Source organism: Salimicrobium humidisoli (assembly GCF_002295105.1).
In the GTDB taxonomy this organism is placed as follows: domain Bacteria; phylum Bacillota; class Bacilli; order Bacillales; family Halobacillaceae; genus Salimicrobium; species Salimicrobium humidisoli.
In genome coordinates, this window is sequence record NZ_NSGH01000004.1 from 37102 (window position 1) to 62023 (window position 24922).

General features: G+C 51.2%; 25 protein-coding genes. 24 read left to right on the forward strand and 1 reads right to left on the reverse strand.

Going from position 1 to position 24922, the window contains the following annotated elements; all coding sequences use genetic code 11:
• Nucleotides 1–4: 4 nt before the first annotated feature.
• Nucleotides 5–3208 carry a fused isobutyryl-CoA mutase/GTPase IcmF gene (gene icmF / locus CKW00_RS03420; protein ID WP_095821395.1) on the forward strand — a complete coding sequence of 1068 codons (3204 nt, stop codon included), beginning with the start codon at nucleotides 5–7 and terminating at the stop codon, nucleotides 3206–3208.
• A gap of 108 nt (nucleotides 3209–3316) precedes the next feature.
• Here icmF and CKW00_RS03425 read toward each other — a convergent pair whose 3' ends face one another.
• Nucleotides 3317–3643 (reverse strand): hypothetical protein, encoded by a 327-nt coding sequence (locus CKW00_RS03425; protein ID WP_095821396.1) that lies wholly within the window; start codon nucleotides 3641–3643, stop codon nucleotides 3317–3319.
• A 221-nt stretch (nucleotides 3644–3864) separates the two neighbouring features.
• On the opposite strand from CKW00_RS03425, the gene rpoE reads away from it, so the two are divergent.
• The 23 genes from rpoE (at nucleotide 3865) to CKW00_RS03540 (ending at nucleotide 24908) form a co-directional block, all read left to right on the forward strand.
• Nucleotides 3865–4422 carry a DNA-directed RNA polymerase subunit delta gene (gene rpoE / locus CKW00_RS03430; RefSeq protein ID WP_233129700.1) on the forward strand — a complete coding sequence of 186 codons (558 nt, stop codon included), beginning with the start codon at nucleotides 3865–3867 and terminating at the stop codon, nucleotides 4420–4422.
• A gap of 265 nt (nucleotides 4423–4687) precedes the next feature.
• Nucleotides 4688–6283 carry a CTP synthase gene (locus tag CKW00_RS03435; RefSeq protein WP_095821492.1) on the forward strand — a complete coding sequence of 532 codons (1596 nt, stop codon included), beginning with the start codon at nucleotides 4688–4690 and terminating at the stop codon, nucleotides 6281–6283.
• Between the two features lie 270 nt (nucleotides 6284–6553).
• Nucleotides 6554–7201, forward strand: a complete 648-nt coding sequence (gene fsa / locus CKW00_RS03440) for a fructose-6-phosphate aldolase (protein WP_095821398.1) — start codon at nucleotides 6554–6556, stop codon at nucleotides 7199–7201.
• A 34-nt stretch (nucleotides 7202–7235) separates the two neighbouring features.
• Nucleotides 7236–8522 (forward strand): UDP-N-acetylglucosamine 1-carboxyvinyltransferase, encoded by a 1287-nt coding sequence (locus CKW00_RS03445; protein ID WP_095821399.1) that lies wholly within the window; start codon nucleotides 7236–7238, stop codon nucleotides 8520–8522.
• Between the two features lie 260 nt (nucleotides 8523–8782).
• On the forward strand, nucleotides 8783–10060 hold the full coding sequence (gene rho / locus CKW00_RS03450) for a transcription termination factor Rho (RefSeq protein WP_095821400.1): 1278 nt from the start codon (nucleotides 8783–8785) through the stop codon (nucleotides 10058–10060).
• A gap of 148 nt (nucleotides 10061–10208) precedes the next feature.
• Complete coding sequence (locus CKW00_RS03455; protein WP_095821401.1) at nucleotides 10209–10454, forward strand: type B 50S ribosomal protein L31; 246 nt, start codon at nucleotides 10209–10211, stop codon at nucleotides 10452–10454.
• A 324-nt stretch (nucleotides 10455–10778) separates the two neighbouring features.
• Nucleotides 10779–11351 (forward strand): thymidine kinase, encoded by a 573-nt coding sequence (locus CKW00_RS03460; RefSeq protein ID WP_095821402.1) that lies wholly within the window; start codon nucleotides 10779–10781, stop codon nucleotides 11349–11351.
• Nucleotides 11352–11429: 78 nt separating this feature from the next.
• Nucleotides 11430–12500, forward strand: a complete 1071-nt coding sequence (prfA, locus tag CKW00_RS03465) for a peptide chain release factor 1 (protein WP_095821403.1) — start codon at nucleotides 11430–11432, stop codon at nucleotides 12498–12500.
• Between the two features lies 1 nt (nucleotide 12501).
• Complete coding sequence (gene prmC / locus CKW00_RS03470; RefSeq protein ID WP_095821404.1) at nucleotides 12502–13338, forward strand: peptide chain release factor N(5)-glutamine methyltransferase; 837 nt, start codon at nucleotides 12502–12504, stop codon at nucleotides 13336–13338.
• Between the two features lie 288 nt (nucleotides 13339–13626).
• On the forward strand, nucleotides 13627–14634 hold the full coding sequence (locus CKW00_RS03475; protein ID WP_076571669.1) for an L-threonylcarbamoyladenylate synthase: 1008 nt from the start codon (nucleotides 13627–13629) through the stop codon (nucleotides 14632–14634).
• A gap of 49 nt (nucleotides 14635–14683) precedes the next feature.
• Nucleotides 14684–15277: a low molecular weight protein arginine phosphatase gene (locus tag CKW00_RS03480; RefSeq protein ID WP_233129701.1), complete on the forward strand. Its 594-nt coding sequence runs from the start codon at nucleotides 14684–14686 to the stop codon at nucleotides 15275–15277.
• 163 nt (nucleotides 15278–15440) lie between these two features.
• Nucleotides 15441–15971, forward strand: a complete 531-nt coding sequence (locus CKW00_RS03485; RefSeq protein ID WP_008590478.1) for a TIGR01440 family protein — start codon at nucleotides 15441–15443, stop codon at nucleotides 15969–15971.
• Between the two features lie 60 nt (nucleotides 15972–16031).
• Nucleotides 16032–17288, forward strand: a complete 1257-nt coding sequence (locus tag CKW00_RS03490; RefSeq protein ID WP_008590476.1) for a serine hydroxymethyltransferase — start codon at nucleotides 16032–16034, stop codon at nucleotides 17286–17288.
• A gap of 183 nt (nucleotides 17289–17471) precedes the next feature.
• Nucleotides 17472–18104 carry a uracil phosphoribosyltransferase gene (upp, locus tag CKW00_RS03495; RefSeq protein WP_095821405.1) on the forward strand — a complete coding sequence of 211 codons (633 nt, stop codon included), beginning with the start codon at nucleotides 17472–17474 and terminating at the stop codon, nucleotides 18102–18104.
• A gap of 9 nt (nucleotides 18105–18113) precedes the next feature.
• On the forward strand, nucleotides 18114–19262 hold the full coding sequence (gene wecB / locus CKW00_RS03500) for a non-hydrolyzing UDP-N-acetylglucosamine 2-epimerase (protein WP_095821406.1): 1149 nt from the start codon (nucleotides 18114–18116) through the stop codon (nucleotides 19260–19262).
• 275 nt (nucleotides 19263–19537) lie between these two features.
• On the forward strand, nucleotides 19538–19756 hold the full coding sequence (locus CKW00_RS03505; protein ID WP_095821407.1) for an AtpZ/AtpI family protein: 219 nt from the start codon (nucleotides 19538–19540) through the stop codon (nucleotides 19754–19756).
• Nucleotide 19757: 1 nt separating this feature from the next.
• The gene (locus CKW00_RS03510) at nucleotides 19758–20144 is read left to right on the forward strand and encodes an ATP synthase subunit I (protein WP_095821408.1); all 387 of its coding nucleotides are present in this window, start codon (nucleotides 19758–19760) and stop codon (nucleotides 20142–20144) included.
• Between the two features lie 5 nt (nucleotides 20145–20149).
• Entirely contained in the window at nucleotides 20150–20872 is a 723-nt protein-coding gene (gene atpB, locus CKW00_RS03515; RefSeq protein ID WP_095821409.1) for a F0F1 ATP synthase subunit A, read from the forward strand.
• A 54-nt stretch (nucleotides 20873–20926) separates the two neighbouring features.
• Complete coding sequence (atpE, locus tag CKW00_RS03520) at nucleotides 20927–21139, forward strand: F0F1 ATP synthase subunit C (RefSeq protein ID WP_093193197.1); 213 nt, start codon at nucleotides 20927–20929, stop codon at nucleotides 21137–21139.
• 201 nt (nucleotides 21140–21340) lie between these two features.
• Entirely contained in the window at nucleotides 21341–21862 is a 522-nt protein-coding gene (gene atpF / locus CKW00_RS03525; RefSeq protein WP_095821410.1) for a F0F1 ATP synthase subunit B, read from the forward strand.
• A complete protein-coding gene (locus tag CKW00_RS03530) occupies nucleotides 21859–22410 on the forward strand; it encodes a F0F1 ATP synthase subunit delta (protein WP_008590463.1) in 552 nt (183 codons plus the stop codon). Before atpF ends, CKW00_RS03530 begins: the two co-directional genes overlap by 4 nt.
• 12 nt (nucleotides 22411–22422) lie before the next feature.
• Entirely contained in the window at nucleotides 22423–23931 is a 1509-nt protein-coding gene (gene atpA, locus CKW00_RS03535; protein WP_076571680.1) for a F0F1 ATP synthase subunit alpha, read from the forward strand.
• A 107-nt stretch (nucleotides 23932–24038) separates the two neighbouring features.
• Nucleotides 24039–24908, forward strand: a complete 870-nt coding sequence (locus CKW00_RS03540) for a F0F1 ATP synthase subunit gamma (protein WP_008590460.1) — start codon at nucleotides 24039–24041, stop codon at nucleotides 24906–24908.
• The last annotated feature ends 14 nt before the right edge of the window (nucleotides 24909–24922 follow it).

Sequence of the window (24922 nt, forward strand, 5' to 3'; positions counted from 1 at the left end):
TATTGTGGAAGTATATAAACCGAAACATGCGGTGCGATTTGTAACCGCTTCCAGTCTGTTCGACGGTCACGACGCTTCAATCAACATAATGAGACGTATTCTGCAGGCAACAGGTGCCGAGGTGATCCACCTCGGGCATAACCGGTCCGTGGAGGACGTAGTCAACGCTGCTATACAGGAAGATGCCCAGGGAATCGCCATCTCCTCCTATCAGGGCGGACATATGGAGTATTTCAAATACATGATCGATCTTCTGAACGAAAAAGGTGCAGAACACGTCCAGACGTTCGGAGGAGGCGGGGGAGTCATTCTGCCCCGGGAAATCAAGGAACTCCATGAATACGGAGTGACACAAATCTTCTCTCCGGAGTTCGGACGGGAACACGGCCTGCAGGGCATGATCAACGTCATGGTCGAAAAAGCCGACTTCCTTCCTCCGGTGAAAGAAGATATGAATCTCGAATCAGGAGATCCGGTTACGATTGCAAGAATGATTACCCAGGCGGAGAACGCAGATGAGAAAAAACTGGAAAGCTACCGGAAACAGTGGCAGACGGATAAAGATGTACCCGTTCTCGGTATCACCGGTACCGGCGGGGCAGGGAAAAGTTCCCTGACGGACGAACTGATACGCCGCTTCCTGAATGAAGTGCCGGATAAAAAAGTGGGAATCCTCTCGGTGGATCCGACGAAGAAAAAAACCGGCGGCGCTCTCCTCGGGGACAGAATCCGTATGAACGCCATCTTCCACCCGAACGTATACATGAGATCTCTTGCGACGAGAGAAGCGCGTACGGAGATATCGACAGCGGTGACGGATGCGGTGCAGATTCTGAAAAGAGCAGGCTACGACTTCATCATCATCGAAACGAGCGGAATCGGTCAGGGGGATGCCGAAATTACGGAAATCACCGACCTTTCCATGTACGTGATGACAGCCGAGTTCGGGGCCCCGTCCCAGCTCGAGAAGATCGACATGATCGACTACGCCGATTTCATCACTATCAACAAATTCGAACAGAAAGGTTCGGAGGATGCACTGAAACAGGTAAGAAAGCAGTACGAACGCAGTCACATGCTGTTCCACGAAGATCATGAATCGTTCCCTGTCTACGGCACCATCGCCAGCCAGTTCAACGATCCGGGGACGAACACTCTTTTCGCGGCCCTGCTGGATGAAATCAACGAACGATACGACTGGGGTGTGGAAACTTCGCTTGAGCGGGTGTCCAAAGTCGAAAAGCAGAACGTAATCATTCCGAACGACCGGAAGCAGTACCTCCGCGACATCGCAAAAGAAGTGCGCGGCTATCACGAATTTACGGAGGAGCAGGCGGAAAAAGCCCGTCAGTGGTACCAGCTCGAAGGTACGGAGAAAATTCTCGGCGAGAATGAAGAGATCACCGGAGCGAAGAAGAAAGTAGTAAAAGAACTCAATGGCGAAGTGAAAGAAAAGCTCGAACACTGGGACACACTCCTCGAGAACTATTCAGGAGAGACGTTCACATACAAAGTCCGGGACAAGGAATTTACGATGGATCTGACGACAGAAAGCATTTCCGGAACGAAAATTCCGAAAGTGGCTCTGCCGAAATATGCGGACTGGGGCGACCGTCTCGAGTGGCTTATGAAAGAGAACGTACCGGGGGCTTTCCCGTTCACGGCCGGCGTATTTCCTTTCAAACGGAAAGGGGAAGACCCGACGAGACAGTTTGCAGGAGAAGGGACGCCTGAGAAGACGAACCGTCGCTTCCATTACCTCTCCGAAAACGAAGAAGCGAAAAGGCTCAGTACCGCTTTCGACTCGGTAACGCTTTACGGGGAAGACCCGGGTGAGCGTCCGGACATCTACGGAAAAGTCGGGGAGAGCGGTGTGAACATCAGCACGCTCGAAGACATGAAGAAACTGTACGAAGGATTCGATCTCGTCGATCCGAAAACTTCCGTATCCATGACGATCAACGGACCGGCTCCGATCATCCTCGCCATGTATTTCAATACGGCTATCGACAAGGAACTTCAGAAATTCGAAGAGAAAGAGGGCAGAAAGCCGTCTGCCGAGGAAGCGAAGCAGATCCGTGAAGACACGATCCACGTAGTGCGCGGGACGGTCCAGGCCGATATACTGAAAGAAGATCAGGGACAGAACACATGTATCTTCTCGACAGAGTTCGCCCTCCGTATGATGGGAGATATCCAGCAGTACTTCATCGACCACGACGTGCGCAACTACTACTCCGTCTCGATTTCCGGCTATCACATCGCGGAAGCGGGAGCGAACCCGATTACGCAGCTCGCTTTCACGCTTGCAAACGGGTTCACCTACGTGGAGTACTACCTGAGCCGCGGTATGGACATCGACAAGTTCGCACCGAACCTTTCTTTCTTCTTCTCGAACGGCCTGGACCCCGAATACAGCGTACTCGGGCGCGTGGCACGCCGCATCTGGGCAATTGTAATGAAGAATAAATACGGAGCGAACGAGCGCAGTCAGAAGCTGAAGTATCACGTCCAGACGTCCGGCCGTTCCCTGCATGCCCAGGAAATCCAGTTCAACGATATCCGTACGACGCTGCAGGCTCTGCTGGCTATCCAGGACAACTGTAACTCGCTTCACACAAACTCCTACGACGAAGCGATTACGACACCGACGCAGGAATCGGTACGCCGGGCTATGGCGATTCAGATGATCATCAATAAGGAGTACGGTCTCACGAAGAACGAAAATTCCCTACAGGGCTCCTTCGTAATCAGAGAACTTACCGATCTCGTCGAAGAAGCGGTCATGCAGGAGTTCGAAAATATGAACGACCGCGGCGGAGTGCTCGGGGCAATGGAGCGCCAGTATCAGCGTGGTAAAATCCAGGAAGAGTCCCTCTATTACGAAAGTAAAAAGCATTCCGGTGAAATGCCGATCATCGGAGTGAATACGTATCTTAACCCTAATCCGCAGTCGGAAGAGGATATTGATTCGATGGAACTTGCCCGTGCCTCGACCGAAGAAAAAGAACACCAGATCAGAGAGCTTCGGAACTTCCAGAAGTCCCACGAAGATAAGGCGCAGGAAGCTCTGGACAGACTGAAAGAAACGGCCAGTTCAGGCGGAAACGTGTTTGCCGAACTGATGGAAACCGTCCGCGTTGCAAGTCTCGGTCAAATCACCCACGCTCTTTACGAAGTGGGCGGTCAGTACCGCAGGAATATGTAAAAACCGATGTGCGGGAATGACGTATGTTTCATTCCCTACCCTTTCATACCAGCATAAAAAAACAGAAATCCGAACATCAATGTTCGGATTTCTGTGTGTATCACGTGGTCAATGACCGCCGCCGGTGCTGTCGTCATCGTGGGCCTGGTTGATGGAGACGACTTCAGGATCTTTCTGACCGTACCATTCATACGTAATTTCGTATTTTTCCTCGGGTTCGATGAGCATCCACTGGCTGGAATCGGCCAATTTGATATCTTTGCCGTCCGCGACGATATAATATTCATCCTTTTCGTGATATTTTTCCGAGACAGTGGCCTCTTTGACATGTTCCTCATGAATGAGCCCGTAATTCATATAAAGCCACGAAGGCACGAAAATCAGAATCAGGGCGATAATGACCCAGGTCACAGGGTGCAGTTCTTTAAGCTTCATCGGTCTCTCTCCTTCGTTCGATAGCTGGTTTTATTGTACGCGAAAACGGGTGGGGATTCCAAAGAAATTCTCTGTTATTGATTTTTTTCTCCGTTCTTTTTATAATAAAGGGTATGGTTACAGTGAGAAACGTGTGTGATTGACGAAAAAAGCGAAAGTCTGTCCGGTCTCCTCCGCTTATGGAAGGGCAGGAATGGCTGCAGCAGAATTGAGAAAAAGGAGTGCTGACGTTGAGTTTTGAAGAAATGACCCAACAACAGATAGACGAAACCTCTATGCTTGAAATGGCTTATACCATTTTGGAAAACGAGCATCAGACGTATGATTTCAACGAACTGTTCAAACAGATCGCCGACAGGAAGAATTATACGAAAGCCGAGAAAGAACAGGCCATCGCTCAGTTCTACACCGATATGAATCTCGACGGCCGTTTTACGACGACCGGTACGAACCACTGGGGACTTCGTAAATGGTATCCGATTGAACAGATGGAAGAAGACATCGCCAACCTTCCGAAGATGCGCAAGAAGAAAAAGAAGAAAAAGAAACCTTCCAAGCTTCTTGAAGATGAACTGGGCACTTCGGAGTACGACGCCGATGAAGAAGATGAGAATACAGAAGAACTTGACCTGACGGATGAAGAACTCGATCTCGACGATGACGATGACTTCGAAGGCGACTATGAAGAGGATGAACTCGACGACGAAGAGGAAGAAATGGTGGATGAAGACACCAGCTTTATCGGCGACGAAGACGAAGAGGACAAAGAAGAAAGTTAATTTTTTCCTGTTCTTGACTTTACAGGTGAACCTTTTTATAATTCTATGTGGGCTCTTAAAAAAGGACGACCTTAAACAGAAGCTCCCCAATTACGATTGGGGAGCTTTTCTTTTTTGCAGGAGGGGCGGGCGTACCGGTTCCGGATTCCTGCAGGGGAACATAACGCATTTTTCTTCGGTGACGGGCGGTGAAACAGCCGCCCTTTCTATATTGATTCCGAAACAGAAACAATCATTACTAACAAACAAGGAAAGAGGGATGAACGTGACAAAGTACATTTTTGTTACCGGCGGTGTTGTATCTTCATTAGGAAAAGGAATAACGGCGGCATCACTCGGCCGTTTACTGAAAAACCGGGGGCTGAGCGTAACGATTCAGAAGTTCGACCCGTACCTGAACGTAGATCCGGGGACGATGAGTCCTTACCAGCACGGCGAAGTGTTCGTGACGGACGACGGGGCGGAGACGGACCTTGACCTCGGTCACTACGAACGCTTCATCGATATTAATCTGAATAAGTTCTCAAACGTAACGACCGGGAAAGTCTACTCGAACGTAATCAAAAAAGAACGTCGCGGAGACTATCTGGGCGGGACGGTTCAGGTGATTCCACATATTACGAACGAAATCAAGGAAAGGGTATATCGTGCCGGACACGAATCGAACGCAGATGTCGTCATCACGGAAATCGGCGGTACGGTCGGAGACATCGAATCTCTCCCGTTCTTGGAAGCGATCCGTCAGATCAAAAGTGACATCGGCCGCGATAACGTTATGTATCTTCACTGTACTCTCGTTCCCTACATCCGGGCTGCGGGCGAGCTGAAAACGAAGCCTACGCAGCACAGCGTGAAAGAACTGCGCTCCCTCGGCATACAGCCGGATGTGATCGTGCTCCGTTCCGAGACGGAAATTTCCGATGATATGAAAGAGAAAATCTCCCTTTTCTGCGACCTGAAAAAAGAAGCCGTCATCGAAATGGTGGACGCGGAAACACTTTATGACGTTCCGCTTACGCTCCAGGAACAGAAGCTCGATCAGCTTACGTGCGACCATTTCGGGCTGAACTGTCAGGCGGCTGACATGACGGAGTGGAATGAGCTTGTGGAGCGGGTCAAACATCTGGAAGAGAAGCGTACGATCGCTCTTGTCGGGAAATACGTGGAGCTTCCGGACGCCTATATTTCCGTAGTGGAAGCATTGAAACACGCAGGCTATCAGCAGAACGCCGACGTGGAAGTGAAGTGGGTGAATGCTGAAGAAGTTACTGAGGAAAACATCGGAGACCTCGTGGCGGATACCGACGGCATACTTGTACCCGGCGGATTCGGACACCGCGGCATCGAAGGGAAGATCGAAGCGATCCGCTACGCACGTGAAAACAAGGTGCCATTCCTTGGCATCTGCCTCGGTATGCAGCTGGCGACGGTAGAGTTTGCCCGTAACGTGCTGGGGTATAAGGACGCACACTCGGCGGAAATCGACCCGTCAACGAAAGATCCGATCATCGATCTGCTTCCGGAGCAGAAAGATGTGGAAGACCTCGGCGGAACACTGCGCCTCGGCATCTATCCGTCCCGTATCAAAGAAGATACGAAAGCGATGGAAGCATACGGCGAGGAAGTGATTTACGAACGTCACCGTCACCGCTTCGAGTTCAATAATCACTACCGCGAGGAGATGGAAGAGAAAGGGTTCCTTTTCTCAGGCACCAGCCCGGACGGACGTCTCGTAGAAATCATCGAGGTGGAAGACCACCCGTGGTTCGTAGCCAGTCAGTTCCACCCGGAATTCAAATCCCGTCCGACACGCGCCCAGGAACTGTTCACCGGTTTCATCGGAGCGACGTTCAACGGGTAACATACAGTCAGGACACCGTCCCTCACTAAAGGGGCCGGTGTCTTTTTTTATATTCGGGATCCGTGCGAGAAATGAAAAAATTCTGATATATAAGCGCTGATATGCACGGGAGCTGTTGCACCTTTATAAACGTACTGGTATTCTTAGAAGTATCAGTTCAAGCCCCGATGCAGGGACAGAACCACAGTCTCTCCGCCGGTTTGGCAGGTGGAATGAAAGAGTGTTCCACACTTTGAAAACGCAATCACATTTACAAGGGGGATATCAGTTATGAAATTTTTCATTGATACGGCAAACATAGACGAAGTAAGGGAAGCGAACGCCCTCGGGCTGCTTTCGGGTGTGACTACGAACCCTTCCCTTGTAGCGAAAGAAGGCGTGTCCTTCCACGACCGTCTCCGTGAAATCACGTCGGAGGTGGACGGCTCTGTCAGTGCGGAAGTCGTTTCCGAGGACGTCGAAGGCATGATGAAGGAAGCGAAGGAACTGGCGGCGATCGCCCCGAACATTACGGTGAAAGTTCCGATGACGATGGAGGGACTGAAAGCGGTGAAGCAGCTCTCAGACCTGAACGTAAAAACGAACGTCACTCTCGTCTTTTCTGTGAATCAGGCGCTTCTTGCAGCTCGGGCCGGCGCTTCCTACGTCTCCCCGTTCCTCGGTCGCCTGGATGATATCGGGCACAACGGCATGGAACTGATTGCGCAGATCGCCGAAGTTTTCGACCGTCACGCCATCGACACCGAAATCATCGCAGCTTCCGTCCGTCATCCGATGCACGTCCACGAAGCCGCTTTGAACGGGGCGCATATTTCGACGATTCCTTTCAAAGTCCTTAACCAGCTCGTGAAACATCCGCTTACCGACCAGGGGATCGAGAAATTTCTGAACGACTGGAACAGTGCTCAAAATAAATAAGTTGCACAGGGATGTGTAAAGTGAGGAGTCCGATATGCATAAACTAATGATAGAAGGCGGCAGACCTCTGGAGGGGACCCTTCGTGTCAGCGGAGCCAAAAACAGTGCCGTAGCTCTGCTTCCGGCAGCCATACTGGCCGAATCCCCGGTGACCATCGAAGGCCTGCCGGATATTTCGGACCTCGAGACGCTCAGCGGATTGCTCCGAGAGATAGGCGCGGAAGTGACCGAAGAGGGAAGAACCATTCACATCGACCCTTCTGGAATGACTCCTCTCGCACTTCCGAATGGCCGGGTGAAGAAACTGCGGGCTTCCTATTATTTCATGGGAGCGATGCTCGGACGTTTCAACAAAGCCGTACTCGGCATGCCCGGCGGCTGCCATCTGGGCCCCCGTCCGATCGATCAGCACATTAAAGGGTTCGAAGCACTTGGAGCGGAAGTCACGAATGAACAGGGTTCCATCTGTATTCGGGCCGAGAAACTGAAGGGCGCACGGATCTACCTGGATATGGCCAGCGTCGGTGCCACGATCAATATTATGCTTGCAGCCGTAAGGGCCGAAGGGAAGACGCTTATAGAAAACGCGGCGAAGGAACCTGAAATCATTGATGTCGCCACCCTCCTGTCCAGCATGGGAGCGAATATCAAAGGGGCGGGAACCGACGTGATCCGTATCGAAGGCGTCGAACATCTTTCGGGCTGCCGGCACACGATTATTCCGGACCGCATTGAAGCAGGGACGTACGCGATTCTCGCATCGGCTCAGGGAAAAGGGGTCGTCCTTGATAACGTCATCCCCCAGCACCTCGACTCCCTGCTGGCCAAACTGAGGGAGACGGGGGTAACGATTGAAGAGAAGGACGATCAACTCTACATACGTCCGCCTGAAACATATAAGAGTGTGGATGTGAAAACGTTCGTATATCCCGGCTTTCCGACCGATCTGCAGCAGCCGTTCACCTCACTTCTGACAAAAGCTGCAGGCAGTGCGGTGGTGACTGATACTATTTACCCATCCCGGTTCAAACATATCGATGAGCTGAGACGGATGAACGCCAAAGTGAAAGAGTATGAAGGGTATGCAATTGTGGAAGGTCCGGTCCCTCTTCAGGGGGCCCGGGTCCGGGCTTCCGACCTTCGTGCCGGGGCGGCGCTCGTCATCGCCGGTCTAATGGCGGACGGGGTGACAGAGATTCACGGCGTCGAGCACATCGAGCGCGGTTACGAAAATATCGTGGAGAAACTGAACAGTCTCGGGGCCAATATGTGGTACGAAGAAATCAGCGAAACGAAGCAGGAGCAGTTCCAGAAATACTGACGAAACTCGAGAGGAGGTACGTGTACCCCTCTTGGGTTTTTTATTATGAAAAGCATTCCTCCTCCCCCGATTTTTTAAGAAGTGCGTCAAACCTCCTATTGAAGTGAAGATGTGATAAGATGTAAACTGAATATGTTTTAAAGACACCTGCCTCGGTAAGCTTCAGAACAATCACTCCAGCACCTTCTCTATATTTCTTCAACATTCATAAGCTGTCGAGACATTGTACGGATTCAAAAATTAATTAAAGTGGTGATTTTGTGGCGGAATTGAACATTTCCAGCTTGGAAACATTGAAATTGAAAGACCTGTACGATAAGGCACGTGAATACAAAGTATCCTATTACTCCAAACTGACAAAGCGTGAACTTATATTTGCCATCCTGAAAGCACAAGCCGAAAAGGACGGCTATCTTTTCATGGACGGCATTCTCGAAATCATCCCTTCGGAAGGGTTCGGATTCCTGCGGCCGATCAACTATTCCCCGAGCGCGGAGGATATCTACATTTCGGCTTCCCAGATAAGAAGATTCGATTTAAGGAACGGGGACAAAGTCTCCGGTAAAGTCCGCCCGCCGAAGGAGAACGAACGTTACTACGGCCTGCTGCACGTGGACGCAGTGAACGGGGAAGACCCGGACTCCGCCAAGCAGCGGGTACACTTTCCGGCGCTGACCCCTCTCTATCCGGATCGTCACATGAATCTCGAAGTGGCTCAGAATCAGCTGGCGACGAGGATCATGGACGTAATGGCTCCTGTCGGGTACGGACAGCGCGGACTGATCGTCGCTCCGCCGAAAGCCGGGAAAACGATGCTTCTGAAGCAGATGGCAAACAGTATAGCCAAAAACCATCCCGACTCGAAACTGATCATTCTTCTCGTCGACGAGCGTCCGGAAGAAGTGACGGATATCGAGCGTTCGGTAGCTCCGGACGTGGATGTCGTCTCCTCCACGTTCGATGAAGTGCCGGAGAACCACATCAAAGTTTCGGAACTGGTCCTCGAACGGTCGATGCGTCTCGTGGAACATAAACGGGACGTGATTGTACTGATGGACAGCATTACGCGTCTCGCCAGAGCCTACAACCTCGTGATCCCGCCGAGCGGGCGTACGCTTTCGGGTGGTATCGATCCCGCTTCTTTCCACCGTCCGAAAAGGTTCTTCGGAGCCGCGCGTAACATCGAAGAAGGCGGCAGTCTCACCATTCTCGCTACGGCCCTGGTGGATACCGGTTCGAAGATGGACGACGTCATTTATGAAGAATTCAAGGGTACCGGTAATATGGAACTTCATCTCGACCGCAATCTGGCGGAGCGGAGAATCTTCCCGTCGATCGACCTGAAACGCTCCGGCACGCGAAAAGAGGAACTGCTTCTTTCGAAGGAACAGCTGGAGAAAATGTGGGCGATCCGTCAGGCGATGACGAGTTCCCACGATTTCTACGAACGCTTCCTGCGCCGCATGAAGAAATCGAAAGACAACCGTGAGTTCTTCGACGTGATGGATAAGGAAATGAATCAGACATCCAAAAAGTAAAGCCTGCAATCACAGGTTGCATTACAGAGAGCGACCTGCTATAATCACTCTATGTGAGTTTCAGTCAAGGGACAGATTACACCCGAAACGGCTCTTACAATAACTCTGTGCTGAAAAAGGGCTCAGGGCAAAAAGGAGTGGAAGAGTAATGAAAAAAGACATTCATCCAGAATACCAGAAAGTTGTATTCCTAGACACAAGCTCTGATTACAAGATTCTTACAGGATCTACTCAGACTTCCGATGAGACGATCGAATGGGAAGACGGTAACTCGTACCCTTTGATCCGTGTAGAGGTCAGCTCTGCATCTCATCCGTTCTACACAGGTAAACAGAAAGCGGACAAAGCTGGTGGCCGTGTAGACCGTTTCAAGAAAAAATACAACCTTTCCTGATCGTTTTGGGAAGTTTACAGAGAACAGGCAGATGTCGCTTCGGCATATGCCTGTTTTTTTATTGGCGAAAGGCCGGTGAGTGTGCTTTTCGTGCCGTTGAGCTTGAAGAAATAGAGCCGAAGGGAAGGATTAGCCCGGAATCGTGACCTTCCGCTCCGTTTTTCCGGCCCCAGGGTCATGATCCGGGGAAAATCGTTACCTTCAGGCCGTACCGGATCGTGCCGAAGGGAAGGAAAAATTTTTTGAGAGGAACGGGGACATCTGCACGGCCGTTATTTTTGTGTATAATGGGAGAAGCGCTTAGAAAAAAAGGGGAATCTGCACATGGCACAACTGTATTTTAAATACGGGGCAATGAACAGCGGGAAATCAATCGAAATCATAAAAGTCGCCCATAACTACGAAGAGCAGAATAAACCGGTGCTCATATTCACACCCGGACTCGACGACCGGGATGAGGTCGGATACGTTTCTTCGCGGATCGGTCTGCGCCGGAAAGCTTATCCGATTTTCGAAGAAACCGATCTGTACGAAACGGTGAAACAGGAAGAGGAACAGCCGTACTGTGTCCTCGTCGATGAGGCACAGTTTCTGGATAAAGAGCACGTGCTGCAGCTTACGAAAATAGTGGACCGGCTGAACATCCCGGTCATGGGATTCGGTCTCAAAAACGATTTTCAGAACGAGCTGTTTGACGGAAGTAAATACTTCCTTTTATATGCAGATAAAATCGAAGAAATGAAAACGATCTGCTGGTTCTGCGAGAAGAAAGCGGTGATGAACCTGCGGGTGAATGAAGCCGGGAAACCGGTCTACTCCGGAGAGCAGATCCAGATCGGCGGGAATGATGCGTACTACCCGGTCTGTCGTAAATGTCACGGGAATCCTCCGCTGTAAAGGACAGGGGACGCGGTTGTATCCCGGGTCTCCCTATAATATAATGACAATCGGTAGAGAAAAGTAGAGGTGAAGAAAATGATCGAACGGTTACAGACACTGGAAGATCGATACGATAAACTGAACGAGCTGCTGAGTGACCCGGAAGTCATCAGCGATACGAAGAAGCTGCGTGAGTACTCGAAGGAGCAGTCCGACCTTTCGGACACGGTCCGCTTCTATCAGGAATACAAAAGTGTGACTTCACAGATAGACGAAACGAAAGAGATGCTTGAAGACGAAACGGATGAGGAAATGAAAGAGATGGCGAAAGAAGAGTTGAGCGAACTCACTTCCCGCAAAGAAGAACTCGAGGAAGAACTGCGCGTTCTCATGCTGCCGAAAGACCCGAACGACAGCAAAAACGTTATTCTCGAAGTTCGGGGAGCAGCCGGCGGTGATGAAGCTGCTCTTTTCGCGGGTGATTTGTACCGTATGTATACACGCTACGCCGAAGGAAAAGGGTGGAAAACGGAAGTCATCGACTCCACGGCGAGTGAAGTCGGAGGCTATAAAGAAATCACGTTTATGATCAAGGGAGAAGGAGCGTTCTCCCGCTTCAAGTATGAAAGCGGGGCCCACCGCGTCCAGCGTGTGCCGGAAACCGAATCCGGCGGTCGTATTCATACGTCGACCGCAACTGTCGTCTGCCTGCCGGAAGCGGAAGATGTCGAAGTGGATATCCACGAAAAGGATATACGTGTGGACACGTTCGCATCAAGCGGCCCAGGCGGTCAGAGTGTAAACACGACGATGTCCGCTGTACGTCTTACCCACGAACCGACGGGTATCGTAGCTTCCTGTCAGGACGGAAAGTCCCAAATCAAGAACAAGGAAAAAGCGATGCAGATTCTGCGGGCCCGTATTTACGACAAGTACGAACGGGAAGCGCAGGAAGAGTATGATGAAAGCCGTAAATCCGCTGTCGGTACAGGTGACCGTTCCGAGCGGATCCGTACGTACAACTTCCCGCAGACGCGTGTCACCGACCACCGCATCGGTCTCACGCTGCAGAAGCTCGATCAGGTGCTTCAGGGGAATCTCGATCAGATCATCGAACCGCTGCTTATGGAAGAACAGGCGAAGAAGCTTGAAGAGATCGGGCAATAATATGGATACGATGACGATCAGAGAAGCTCTTCACCGGGCTTCTTCTTTTTTGAGGGAGTACGGACGCGAAGAGAGAGTAGGGGAACTCCTGCTCGAGTTTTATACGGGGCTCGAAGGTCCGGCCCTTCATCTTGAAGGCGACCGCCCCCTCTCCTCGGAGGAGCAGCACTCCTTCATGGAAGCAGTCAGAACCCACGCCCTTACCGGTAAACCGTACCAGCATATTACCGGGGAAGCCCACTTTTATGGCCGGCACTTCATAGTCACCCCTGACGTTCTCATACCGCGTCAGGAAACGGAGGAACTGATGGATCTTGTCAGGTCCTGTGCAGGGACGGGTGAGCGGATCGCTGATATCGGTACGGGGAGCGGTGTGCTTGCCGTTACGCTTGCTCTGGAAACGGAAGCGGAAGTGTCCGCAACCGACATCTCGCCCGCCGCGCTCGAAATCGCCCGTCAGAATTCGGAGCGTCTCCGGGCAGAGGTCCGCTTCTTTGAAGGGAGTTTTCTTACTCCGCTTGAAGGAGAACATGTGGATATTCTCGTTTCCAATCCGCCTTATATCTCCTGGAGAGAAAAAGAAGAACTGGATACGACGGTCAGGGATTACGATCCGGAGCTCGCCCTGTTTGCGGAAGAAGACGGTCTGGCGGCATACGCAGCGATGTGCCGGGAGCTGAAGGAACGCCCCCAGAAACCGCGGATGGCAGCATTCGAAATCGGACACACCCAGGGAGAGGCGGTGGCCCGGCTTCTCGGAGAAGCGCTGCCCGGGTACCGGTTACGTGTCCATAAAGACCTGAACGGAAAAGATCGCTTCGTCACCGCCTGTCACTAGTTCCCTGAGCCTCTGTCCCTTTTCGGACAGGGGCTTTTTTTACGGAAGGCATTTCCTCCGGATTGCATTCTGTGGATAAGTGGATAAACCTCCGGTGTTATTTGTGGATAGTGTGTATAAAAAGTTAATAACGTTATTATTATTTGATTTATAGTTGTGTATAACTTCGTTTATTGTGGAAAAAGCTGTGGATGAACGCTATACCACCCGGCGTGCTCATGCTTGCCTGTATCTTCAGCTTTGTCCATAATGGATAGTAGAGAAAACCGGAATAAAGGGGATTAAAAAATGCGTACGAAGATATGGACGATGGAGGAAGGATTGAGCGGAGCGGTAGAGGCTCTGCGCCAGAAAGAAACGGTAGCCTTTCCGACGGAAACGGTGTACGGCCTCGGGGCGGATGCTACGAGTGAAGAAGCGGTAAGTAAAATATTCAAAGCCAAAGGCCGTCCTGCGGACAACCCGCTCATCGTCCACATCGGTGAGCGCAGCCAGCTGAGTGCAATCGCTTCTTCCTGGTCGGAGACGGCCGAGAAGTGCATGGATGCGTTCTGGCCGGGTCCGCTTACTGTCATTGTTCCCTCGAATCATGAGGCGGCACCGAACGTCACGTCGAACCTTGATACGATAGGGGTGCGTATGCCGGATCACCCGGTCGCACTGGAACTGCTGTCGAAAGCAGGAGTGCCTATAGCTGCTCCGAGCGCCAACAGTTCAGGGAAGCCTTCTCCTACGACGGCAGGGCACGTGTATGAAGATTTGAACGGCAAAATCACGGGCATTGTCGATGGTGGTCCGACGGGAGTCGGGGTGGAGTCGACAGTTGTGGACTGTACGTCGGAGGTCCCTGTGATTTTACGTCCGGGCGGAATAACGAAAGAAGATCTGGAGCGAGTATTCGGTGAGGTGCAGGTGGATCCTGCTCTGGAAGGAGCCGGGGACCGGCCGAAATCTCCAGGCATGAAGTATCGTCACTATGCGCCGGATGTACCGCTGTGGCTCGTGGAAGGGGATGACGGGAGATTCGTCACTGCCCTGAAGTATTACAAAGAGGAAGGGAAAAAGATAGGTGTCATCGCAAGCCGGGAACTGGCACGGAAACTGGATCATGAGCCACTCGTGGAGTGCGGCTCCCGGGAGGACATGGGAGAAGTGGCCGGAGGGCTGTACAGCGCGCTCCGCTCTTTTTCCGATACGGAGATCGACCTTATTTTATGTGAAACGTTCAAAGAAGCGGGGATGGGCACGGCAGTCATGAACCGTCTACGGAAAGCGGCGGACCACACTGTCGTGTGAGGAAGCCGTAACCGCGCAGCCGGAATTTACGAGGAACGGGAGGAGAAATATGATGAATATCTTGTTTGTTTGTACAGGTAATACGTGCAGAAGTCCGATGGCTGAGGCCATTCTGAAAAATAAAACCTCAGGACACGACGTCCGTTCCGCCGGAATGTTCGCCGGCCACGGTTCCCCTGTGTCCCGGGGAGCCATGCAGGTGATGGAAGAAGAAGGAGTAAGTACCGATGGCATTTCCCAGCCTGTATCGCCGGAGCTCCTTTCCTGGGCGGATCTCGTTCTTACGATGACGGAGGGCCACAAACAGACGATCGCCATGCAGTATCAGGGGTATGAAGATAAACTGTTCACCCTGAAGGAATACGTTCTCGTGCCCGAAGAGAAATGGGACCGTCTGAAATCACTGTACAGTCGGGTGGAAGAGAAAAGAAATCAGCTTCGGCAGGAAGAAACAGAAGATGTAAGTGAAAAATGGCAGGAAGCATGTCGTGAAGAGCTCGAAGAAATCGAGGAACTGGAAGATTCTTTTCCGGATGTGAACGTGTCGGATCCGTTCGGGGCGGATGTGGAAATGTACAGGGAAACCTACCGCGAACTGGAGAAGTATATCGATCTGCTTATTGATAAGACCGGCGATAAATAAAGTTCCGGAGAGAGCCGTTCAGGCGGCATGATGCCAAAACCCGAACATTGCCGAAAACAGAAATTAGTAATACAATAAAGGAAAGTTTTATAGAGAAGCTCATGCTTCTCTTTTTTTGAAGAAGGAACAATACACTTTCGCGTGGAGAGGGAGGGAGAGCTTTATGAATATACAACAGGATATAACCGCCCTCCTGCAGCAGCTCTCGGACACCGGATATATGACCGGGGGCACGCTCGTGGTCGGATGTTCCACAAGCGAAGTCCACGGCCGTAAAATAGGCACGTCCGGCAGCGGGGAAGTTGCCCGGGACCTGTACACGGAATTTTTACGTTTCAGGGAAAGAACCGGAATGTCGCTTGCCTTTCAGTGCTGTGAGCATCTGAACCGCGCTCTCGTCGTTGAAAGGCAGACGGCTGAGCGCTGCGGGGGCCGTATCGTCGCTGCTGTACCGGTACCGAAAGCAGGAGGGGCGATGGCGGCGCATGCTTACCGCGAGATGGAGGACCCTGTCCTGGTTGAGAGTATGGAAGCGGAAGCCGGTGTGGATATCGGTGAAACGATGATCGGCATGCATTTGAAACATGTCGCCGTACCGCTCCGCCTCGATCAGACCTCAGTAGGAGAAGCGAGGGCCCGGGCTGCCAGGACGAGACCGCCTATGATAGGCGGACCGCGTGCGGAGTACGAATGAAACGAGGCATCGCCAGGAAGAGAAAATAACGAGGGAAAGACGAAAGGGGAATACGAATCGATGAAACAACTGAAATCGCAAGACCCGGAACTGTTTGCATCTATCCAGAAGGAACACCACCGTCAGGACTATAATATCGAACTGATTGCATCCGAAAACTTCACTTCCGAAGCGGTTATGGAAGCGATGGGATCTGTAATGACGAACAAATATGCCGAAGGATACCCGGGTAAACGCTACTACGGCGGCTGCGAATTCGTCGATGAAGCGGAAAACCTGGCCCGGGACCGGGCGAAAGAGATTTTTAACGCAGAACACGCGAACGTCCAGTCCCACTCCGGTTCCCAGGCGAACATGGCAGTTTATTTCACCGTTTTGAATCCCGGGGATACCGTGCTCGGAATGAATCTGAACCACGGCGGTCACCTGACGCATGGCAGCCCGGTGAACTTCAGCGGCTCCCTCTACAACTTCGAAGAGTACGGGGTGGATAAGGAATCGGAACTGATCGATTATGACGCCGTTCTCGAAAGGGCGAAAGAAGTTCAGCCGAAACTTATCGTTGCAGGAGCAAGTGCCTATCCCCGCGACATCGACTTCGCCCGTTTCCGTGAAATCGCGGACGAAGTAGGCGCGTACCTGCTCGTGGACATGGCACACGTAGCCGGACTTGTGGCAACCGGGCATCATTCCGATCCCGTTCCGCATGCTCACTTTGTAACGACGACTACGCATAAAACTCTTCGCGGTCCACGTGGAGGGATGATCCTCTGCAAGGAGGAATTCGCGAAGAAACTCGACAAAAACGTATTCCCTGGCATGCAGGGCGGCCCGCTGATGCACATCATCGCTGCGAAAGCCGTCGCATTCAAAGAAATTCTCGACAGTTCCTTCAAGGACTACTCGAGCCAGATCATCAGTAATGCGAAGAAACTCGGAGAAGCACTGCAGCAGAATGATATCCGTCTCGTCTCCGGCGGTACGGAGAATCATCTCCTTCTTCTTGACCTGCGCAATAAAGGCCTGACAGGAAAAGTGGCCGAAAAGGCGCTGGACGAAGTAGGTATCACTACGAACAAGAATACGATTCCATTCGATCCGGAGAGCCCGTTCGTGACAAGCGGTATCCGTGTCGGTACGGCAGCCGTAACGACGCGCGGTTTCAAAGAGGAAGAGATGAAGGAGATCGGGGATCTGATCGCATTCACCCTCGATCACCATGAAGAGCCCGGGAAACTGAAAGAAGCGAAGGAACGTGTACGTGCGCTTACGTCCCGCTTCCCGCTTTACCCCTCCCTGGAAAGTGCGGATGAATAATACGAATGAACAAAAAGTCGCTCGCCCGAGAGCGGCTTTTTGTGTGGAAAATCGTAAGTTCTGTAAGCACTTAGACACGGTTTAATTACGAATTTTTAAACCTTTTGTCCCTCGTTGCAAAACAGCTTATTATTCAGTACAATAAGACAGATATGAATAAAATTAACGAAGGAGAGTGCTTCGATGAGTAACGTTTACGTACTGGACCATCCGCTGATCCAGCATAAACTGACGTACATAAGGAAAAAAGAGACGGGAACGAAAGATTTCCGGGAGCTTGTGGACGAAGTGGCTACACTGATGGCGTTTGAAATTACCCGGGATCTTCCGGTCGAGGAAGTGGATATCCAGACTCCGGTCGTCGATGATGCAAAAGCGAAAGTCCTGTCCGGAAAGAAAGTCGGTCTGGTACCTATTCTGCGTGCCGGTCTCGGCATGGTCGACGGGATGGTAAATATGATTCCGGCAGCTAAAATCGGCCACGTGGGACTTTATCGTGATCCGGAAACGTTGAAACCGGTAGAGTACTACGTGAAAATGCCGAGTGATATCAGCGAACGCGAACTCATCGTTCTCGACCCGATGCTTGCTACCGGCGGTTCGGCAATCGAAGCTATTCACTCCCTGAAAAAACGCGGGGCGAAACAGATCCGTCTCATGTGTCTCGTGGCAGCTCCGGAAGGCGTGAAGCTGATGCAGGAAGCCCACCCTGACGTGGATATCTATTTAGCGGCTCTCGATGAGAAGCTTGATGAAAAAGGATACATCGTACCCGGTCTCGGGGACGCAGGCGACCGTCTGTACGGAACGAAGTAGGAAGTGGCTATGTCACGTCCGATTAAAGTGTTGACAGTGTTCGGAACGAGACCGGAGGCTATTAAAATGGCTCCTCTCGTTCTTGAATTGAAAAAGCGGAGCAATGATTTCGAAACGACAGTGGCCGTCACGGCCCAGCACCGGGAAATGCTCGACCAGGTACTGTCGATCTTCGATATCAGACCCGACTACGATTTGAACGTCATGAAAAAGAAACAGACGCTTGCCCACGTTACCACCGGTGCGATGGAGGGGCTGGATGAAGTGATGAAGGAGGCAGCTCCGGATATCATACTTGTCCACGGAGATACGACGACGACGTTCGTCGCCTCCCTTACCGGATTTTACAATCAGATTCCGGTGGCACACGTGGAGGCGGGACTCCGGACTTGGGATAAAAAGACCCCTTTTCCCGAGGAGATGAACCGTCAGCTGACCGGGGTGCTCGCCGATCTCCACTTTGCCCCCACCAATCAGGCAAGGGACAATCTGCTTCTTGAAAACAAAAGGGAAGATCAGATTTTCGTCACCGGAAACACGGCGATTGATTCCCTTAAAACGACGGTGGATGAGGCGTATTCCAGTAAAGTGTTCGATTCGCTGGAAGGACGTCGCCTCGTACTTATGACTGCCCACCGGCGCGAGAATCTCGGTATGAATATGAAAAGAATGTTCAGGGCTGTGAAGCGGATCGTTGAGACTCATAAGGACGTGGTAGTCGTATACCCGGTTCACCTGAATCCGGAAGTACAGGAAACCGCAGAAGATATTCTCGGAGGCTGGGAGAGGGTCAAGCTGATCTCTCCGCTCGACGTCATTGATTTTCATAATTTCGCCTCCCGGGCCCATCTTATCCTTACCGATTCCGGCGGCGTGCAGGAGGAAGCCCCTTCTCTCGGCGTCCCTGTACTGGTCCTCCGTGATACTACGGAACGTCCGGAGGGGATAGATGCGGGCACAATAAAACTGGCCGGGACGGACGAGGAAAACATATTCAGACTGGCCGATGAGTTACTTTCGGACCCGGATGCCCACGCCAGGATGTCACAAGCCTCCAATCCGTACGGGGATGGTCAGGCTTCCGCCCGTATCGCGGAAGGCCTGCGGTATTTCTTCGGAAAGACCGGTAAAAAACCGGCGCCGTTCGAACTCGAATGACTGCCGTCCGAGCGTCGGAGAGATTGGGGTGTCCGTCTCTATTCCCTCTTGCTGTAGAAGGAGAGAGCGCTTGCGGAACAAACGTTTGCGCACTCCTGTAAATTCCCCTGCTCAAATGTGGCAGAAATGTGAAAAAAACCGGGTTTCCTGTTTACACTTTTATTCCACAAATTATTGACACTATAAGAGTGCTAATGTAATCTTACATAGTGTGGAATGATAAGGTTTTCATGCAGAGAAAAGCTTCCGCACAAAGGGAACGGGTGAGACGGTTTATGCGAAAATCGAACGGTTCGTTCCGGACAATCGGCCTTGTCAGTGCCATTTCATCACAGCTGGCAGGAGGCATCCTCGTCGGTATCTATGCCGGCAAATGGATAGACGGACAGTTCGGAAGTGACCCGCTGTTTCTGATTCTCGGTCTCCTGACCGGTCTTTCAGCAGGTACATACGGAACGATTCATTTAGTAAGGAAGTATACGGGGGACGATTAACTTGAAAGACTTTGATGTTATGGCGACCCGTCAACGTAAATGGATGTTCTACCTTCTCGCGCTATTGGTTCTCGCCTATGGACTTACTCCATGGAAAGCATTTTTCCTCGGGACACTTCTCGGCGGTGTACTCAGCTTCTACAATCTGTGGCTGATGCAGCGTAAGATGAAGCAGCTCGGGGAATCAGCAGCCGCCAATAAGTCGATGAAGGGGATTGGCACGTTCACGAGACTTGCGAGCGGAGCGCTCGCCGTCGTTATCGCCCTTCAGTTCGAAGAATACTTCCATTTAATTGGCGTAGTATCGGGCCTGATGACAGCTACGGTTGTCATTTTTATAGATGCCTTCATTAATTCTAGCAAGGATAGCAAGATGGAAGAGAGGTGAAGAGATTGGATCACGAAGCACCAATGTGGAATGAAGCGTTTGGCATACCGTGGTTAAGTTTTAACCTGTCGAACGTCCTCATGATGTTTGTCGCATCTCTCATAGTCTTTATTCTGTGCGTTGCAGCCACAAGAAATCTACAGCGACGCCCGAAAGGCATGCAGAATGTGATTGAGTGGACCGTCGATTTTATAAAGAATATCATCGGCTCCAACATGGACTGGCGAACAGGAAAGCTGTTTCTGCCGCTTGGGTTAACGTTATTCCTCTACATATTTGTCTCAAACATGCTGGGGGTTATCGTTACCGGAACTGTCGGACACACGTTATGGTGGAAGTCACCGACCGCAGATCCTCTGATAACGATGACATTAGCTGTCATGGTAGTGGTGCTTACTCACTACTACGGGATCAAACTGAGGGGATCCAAAGAGTACGCAAAGGACTATGTACGTCCGTTGCCGTTCCTCCTGCCCTTCAATATCATTGAAGAATTTTCGAACACTCTGACGCTCGGACTGCGTCTTTACGGGAACATTTACGCAGGGGAGATTCTTATCAGCCTGCTTCTCGGGCTGGCATCAAGCGGTTTCCTCGGTTTCCTCGGAGCGACAGTGCCGATGGTCGCCTGGATGGGTTTCAGTACATTCATAGGTTTTATCCAGGCATTCATTTTCGTTATGTTGACGATGGTTTATATGTCTCACAAAGTGAGCGAAGACCATTAACATATTTTTTGAAACAACTAATCATTAATAAAATATTTGAGGAGGATTTACATTATGGGTCTTTTAGCAGCAGCTATCGCAGTAGGACTGGCAGCACTTGGTGCCGGTATTGGTAACGGTTTGATCGTGAGTCGTACGGTGGAAGGAATTGCACGTCAGCCGGAACTCCGCAGTGCCCTTCAGACGACAATGTTTATTGGTGTGGCTCTGGTTGAGGCGATTCCGATCATCGGTGTTGTAATCGCGTTTATCGTAATCGGCGGCTAATGTCGTCCATCAGAACAGGGCGGAGTCTATCTTCGCCTTTCTTATATCTGTTTGGTACCCGGTAAGAACATGTAGGAAACGATATATTTTTCTGGCACTAGCGCTTGTACCTGACGCCTTTTAAGCCGACGGTTAATCGGGGAACGGGCCGGGTGTCGGCGCTATTCTTATGTATGTTGAGGAAAGAAAGGAGTGAGAGCTGTGTACGGGTTGACTGATAACCTGATTGTCCAGGCAAGTGGTTTTGCATTCGGAGATGCGATTGCCCAGTTATTCTTTTTCTTCATTTTGCTGGTACTGCTGCGCAAATTTGCGTGGGGCCCGCTCATGAATATGATGAAAGAACGGGAAGATTACATTTCCGGTGAGATAGAAACGGCGGAGAAAAGCCGTGAAGAAGCAGCACGCCTTCAGCGTGAAGCCTCCGAAGAATTGAAACAGACGCGTCAGGATGCACAGAAAATCATCGAAGATGCGCGTCAGACAGCTACAAAACAGGAAAAAGATATTATCGCTTCTGCAAGAGACGAGTCCGACCGTATGAAGGAATCGGCACGGCAGGAAATTGAGCAGGAGAAAGAAAAAGCTGTACAGCAGCTTAAAGATCAAGTCGCTTCCATGTCCGTCATGATTGCATCGAAAGTTATCGAAAAAGAACTGTCCGAAGAGGATCAGAAACAGCTTATCGAACAATACGTGAATGAACAGGGAGAAGAGCGATGAGCGAGACAGTCGTAGCAAAAAGATACGCAGATGCCCTCTTTGAGCTCGGACAGGAAAAATCGAAACTTGATGTTTTTCAGGAAGAAATGAACATATTGAAAAAAGTGGCGCGCGAGAACCCTTCGTTAGAAAATGTTCTCAAGCATCCACGCATTCCGGCCGACCGTAAGAAGGAAGTCATGACGAACAGCTTCAAAGGTTTCTCCGAAGAAGTACTTCACACGCTTCACCTTCTTATCGACCGTCACCGTACGGACCTTATGGTTCCGCTTGCGGACCGTTTCCTTGCCAGGGTGAACGATTACCAGGGCGTGCAGGAAGCTGTCGTTTACACAGTAAGGGAAATGTCGGAGGATGAGAAACAGCGTTTGTCCAGAACGTTTGCACCGAAAGTAGGAAAGGATTCCCTTATTATCGATAACCGCGTGGATCCGGATCTTCTCGGTGGAATGCGTATACGTATCGGGAACCGGATTTTCGACGGATCCCTCCGTGGCAAACTCGATCAAATGGAACGTAAGCTGCTCTCAGCGAACAATAGAGGATAGGGGTGAAACCGCATGAGCATCAATGCTGAAGAAATCAGTAGTCTGATTAAACAACAGATTGAAAATTATGAAGCAGACATGGAAGTTACCGATGTCGGTACCGTCATTGAAGTCGGAGACGGCATCGCCCGTGCTCATGGCTTGGATAACGTCATGGCCGGGGAACTCGTTGAATTCTCAAACGGTGTTATGGGACTTGCACAGAACCTGGAAGAAAGTAACGTCGGTCTCGTTATATTGGGACCGTTCACAGATATCAAAGAAGGCGACGAAGTCCGTCGTACCGGCCGCATCATGCAGGTACCGGTAGGCGAGGAACTTCTTGGCCGCGTCGTCAACCCGCTCGGACAGCCGGTTGACGGCCTCGGGAACATCGAAACGACGAAAACCCGTCCGATCGAATCTCCGGCTCCAGGCGTTATGGACCGTAAGTCCGTGGAAGAGCCGCTTCAGACCGGTATTAAGGCGATCGACGCACTTGTACCGATCGGCCGTGGCCAGCGTGAGCTGATCATCGGAGACCGTCAGACCGGTAAAACGTCTGTAGCACTGGATACGATTCTGAACCAGCACGACCAGGACATGATCTGTATCTACGTAGCCATCGGTCAGAAAGAATCAACTGTCCGCAGTACTGTAGAAACACTTCGCCGTCGCGGAGCACTCGATTACACGATCGTCGTGACTGCCAGTGCTTCCCAGCCGGCACCGCTTCTTTACCTGGCGCCATACTCCGGCGTATCCATGGGAGAAGAATTCATGCATAACGGAAAACACGTACTCGTCGTGTACGATGACCTGTCGAAACAGGCGTCCGCTTATCGTGAACTGTCCCTTCTCCTTCGTCGTCCGCCAGGCCGTGAAGCATTCCCGGGAGACGTATTCTACCTTCACTCCCGTCTTCTTGAGCGCGCGGCAAAACTGAGTGACGCCAAAGGCGGAGGCTCGCTTACCGCACTTCCATTCGTCGAAACACAGGCCGGTGACATTTCCGCCTACATTCCGACGAACGTCATCTCGATTACGGATGGTCAGATCTTCCTGCAGTCCGACCTGTTCTTCTCCGGTGTACGACCGGCGATCAACCCGGGTCTATCCGTATCCCGTGTAGGTGGTTCCGCCCAGCTTAAAGCTATGAAGAAAGTGGCCGGTACACTTCGTTTGGACCTTGCTTCCTTCCGTGAGCTTGAGGCGTTCGCCCAGTTCGGTTCGGATCTGGACAAAGCGACACAGGCGAAACTGAATCGCGGGGCACGCACGGTGGAAGTTCTGAAACAGGGACTGCACCAGCCTATATCTGTCGAGAAACAGGTAATGATCATTTATGCTCTTACAAAAGGGTACATTGATGACATTCCGACTGAAGAAGTAACCCGTTTCGAGCGTGAGTTCCACGACTGGCTCGATAACAACCGTAAAGATCTTCTTCAAAAAATCCGCGAAACAGGCAAACTTCAGGACGATGAAGTGATGGCCGAAGCGGTTACTGAATTCAAGAAAACCTTCGTAGTTGCCGAATAAACAGTAAGGATTCAGAAAACCTTCGTCTTAAAAAAGGAAGGAAGACCGCAACAGACTTCCTTCCTGCACGGACGGACAGAGTTTTTAAGAAAGGGTGGTGAATCAGCTTGGCATCCCTTAGAGAGATTAAAGGTCGTATTAGTTCCACGAAAAAAACGAAACAGATCACGAAAGCGATGCAGATGGTTTCAGCTTCCAAACTGAACCGTGCGGAAGAGAACGCAAAATCCTTCGTACCGTACAGTGAGAAAATCCAGGAAGTCGTCGCCAGTATCGCTCAAGGGGGAGGAGATGCATCCCACCCGATGCTTGAGGAGCGGGAAGTGAAACGTAGAGGCTACGTTATCGTCACTTCGGACCGCGGTCTTGCAGGAGCATACAACGCAAGTATTCTGCGGAAAGCTTATCAGGACATCTGGAACAATCATACCTCTGCCGACGAGTACAGAATCATAGCCATCGGCCGGATCGGCCGGGATTTTTTCCGGAAACGGAATATGGCAGTGGATAAAGAAATCACCGGTGTGGCCGACCAGCCTGACTTTGAAGATATCAAAGAACTGGCCTCCGAAACGGTCGATCTTTTCACCGAAGAAGACATCGATGAACTTTACGTCTACTACAGCCACTACGTCAGTGCGATTACCCAGGAAGTGAAGAAGACGAAAGTACTTCCGCTCAACGATATCTCTGCTGAGCAGGCAACGAAATCATCGTCTGCTTCCTACGAATATGAACCGAACCAGGAAGAAATTTTGTCAGTGCTTCTGCCGCAGTATGCGGAAAGTCTGATTTACGGAGCACTTATAGACAGTAAGGCCAGTGAACATGCTGCACGTATGACGGCAATGAAAAGTGCGACCGACAACGCCGACGATCTTATCGACGACTTGTCACTCACGTACAACCGTGCCCGTCAGGCAGCAATCACACAGGAAATCACCGAAATTGTCGGTGGTGCATCCGCCCTCGAATAGTAAGACGGGGGAGA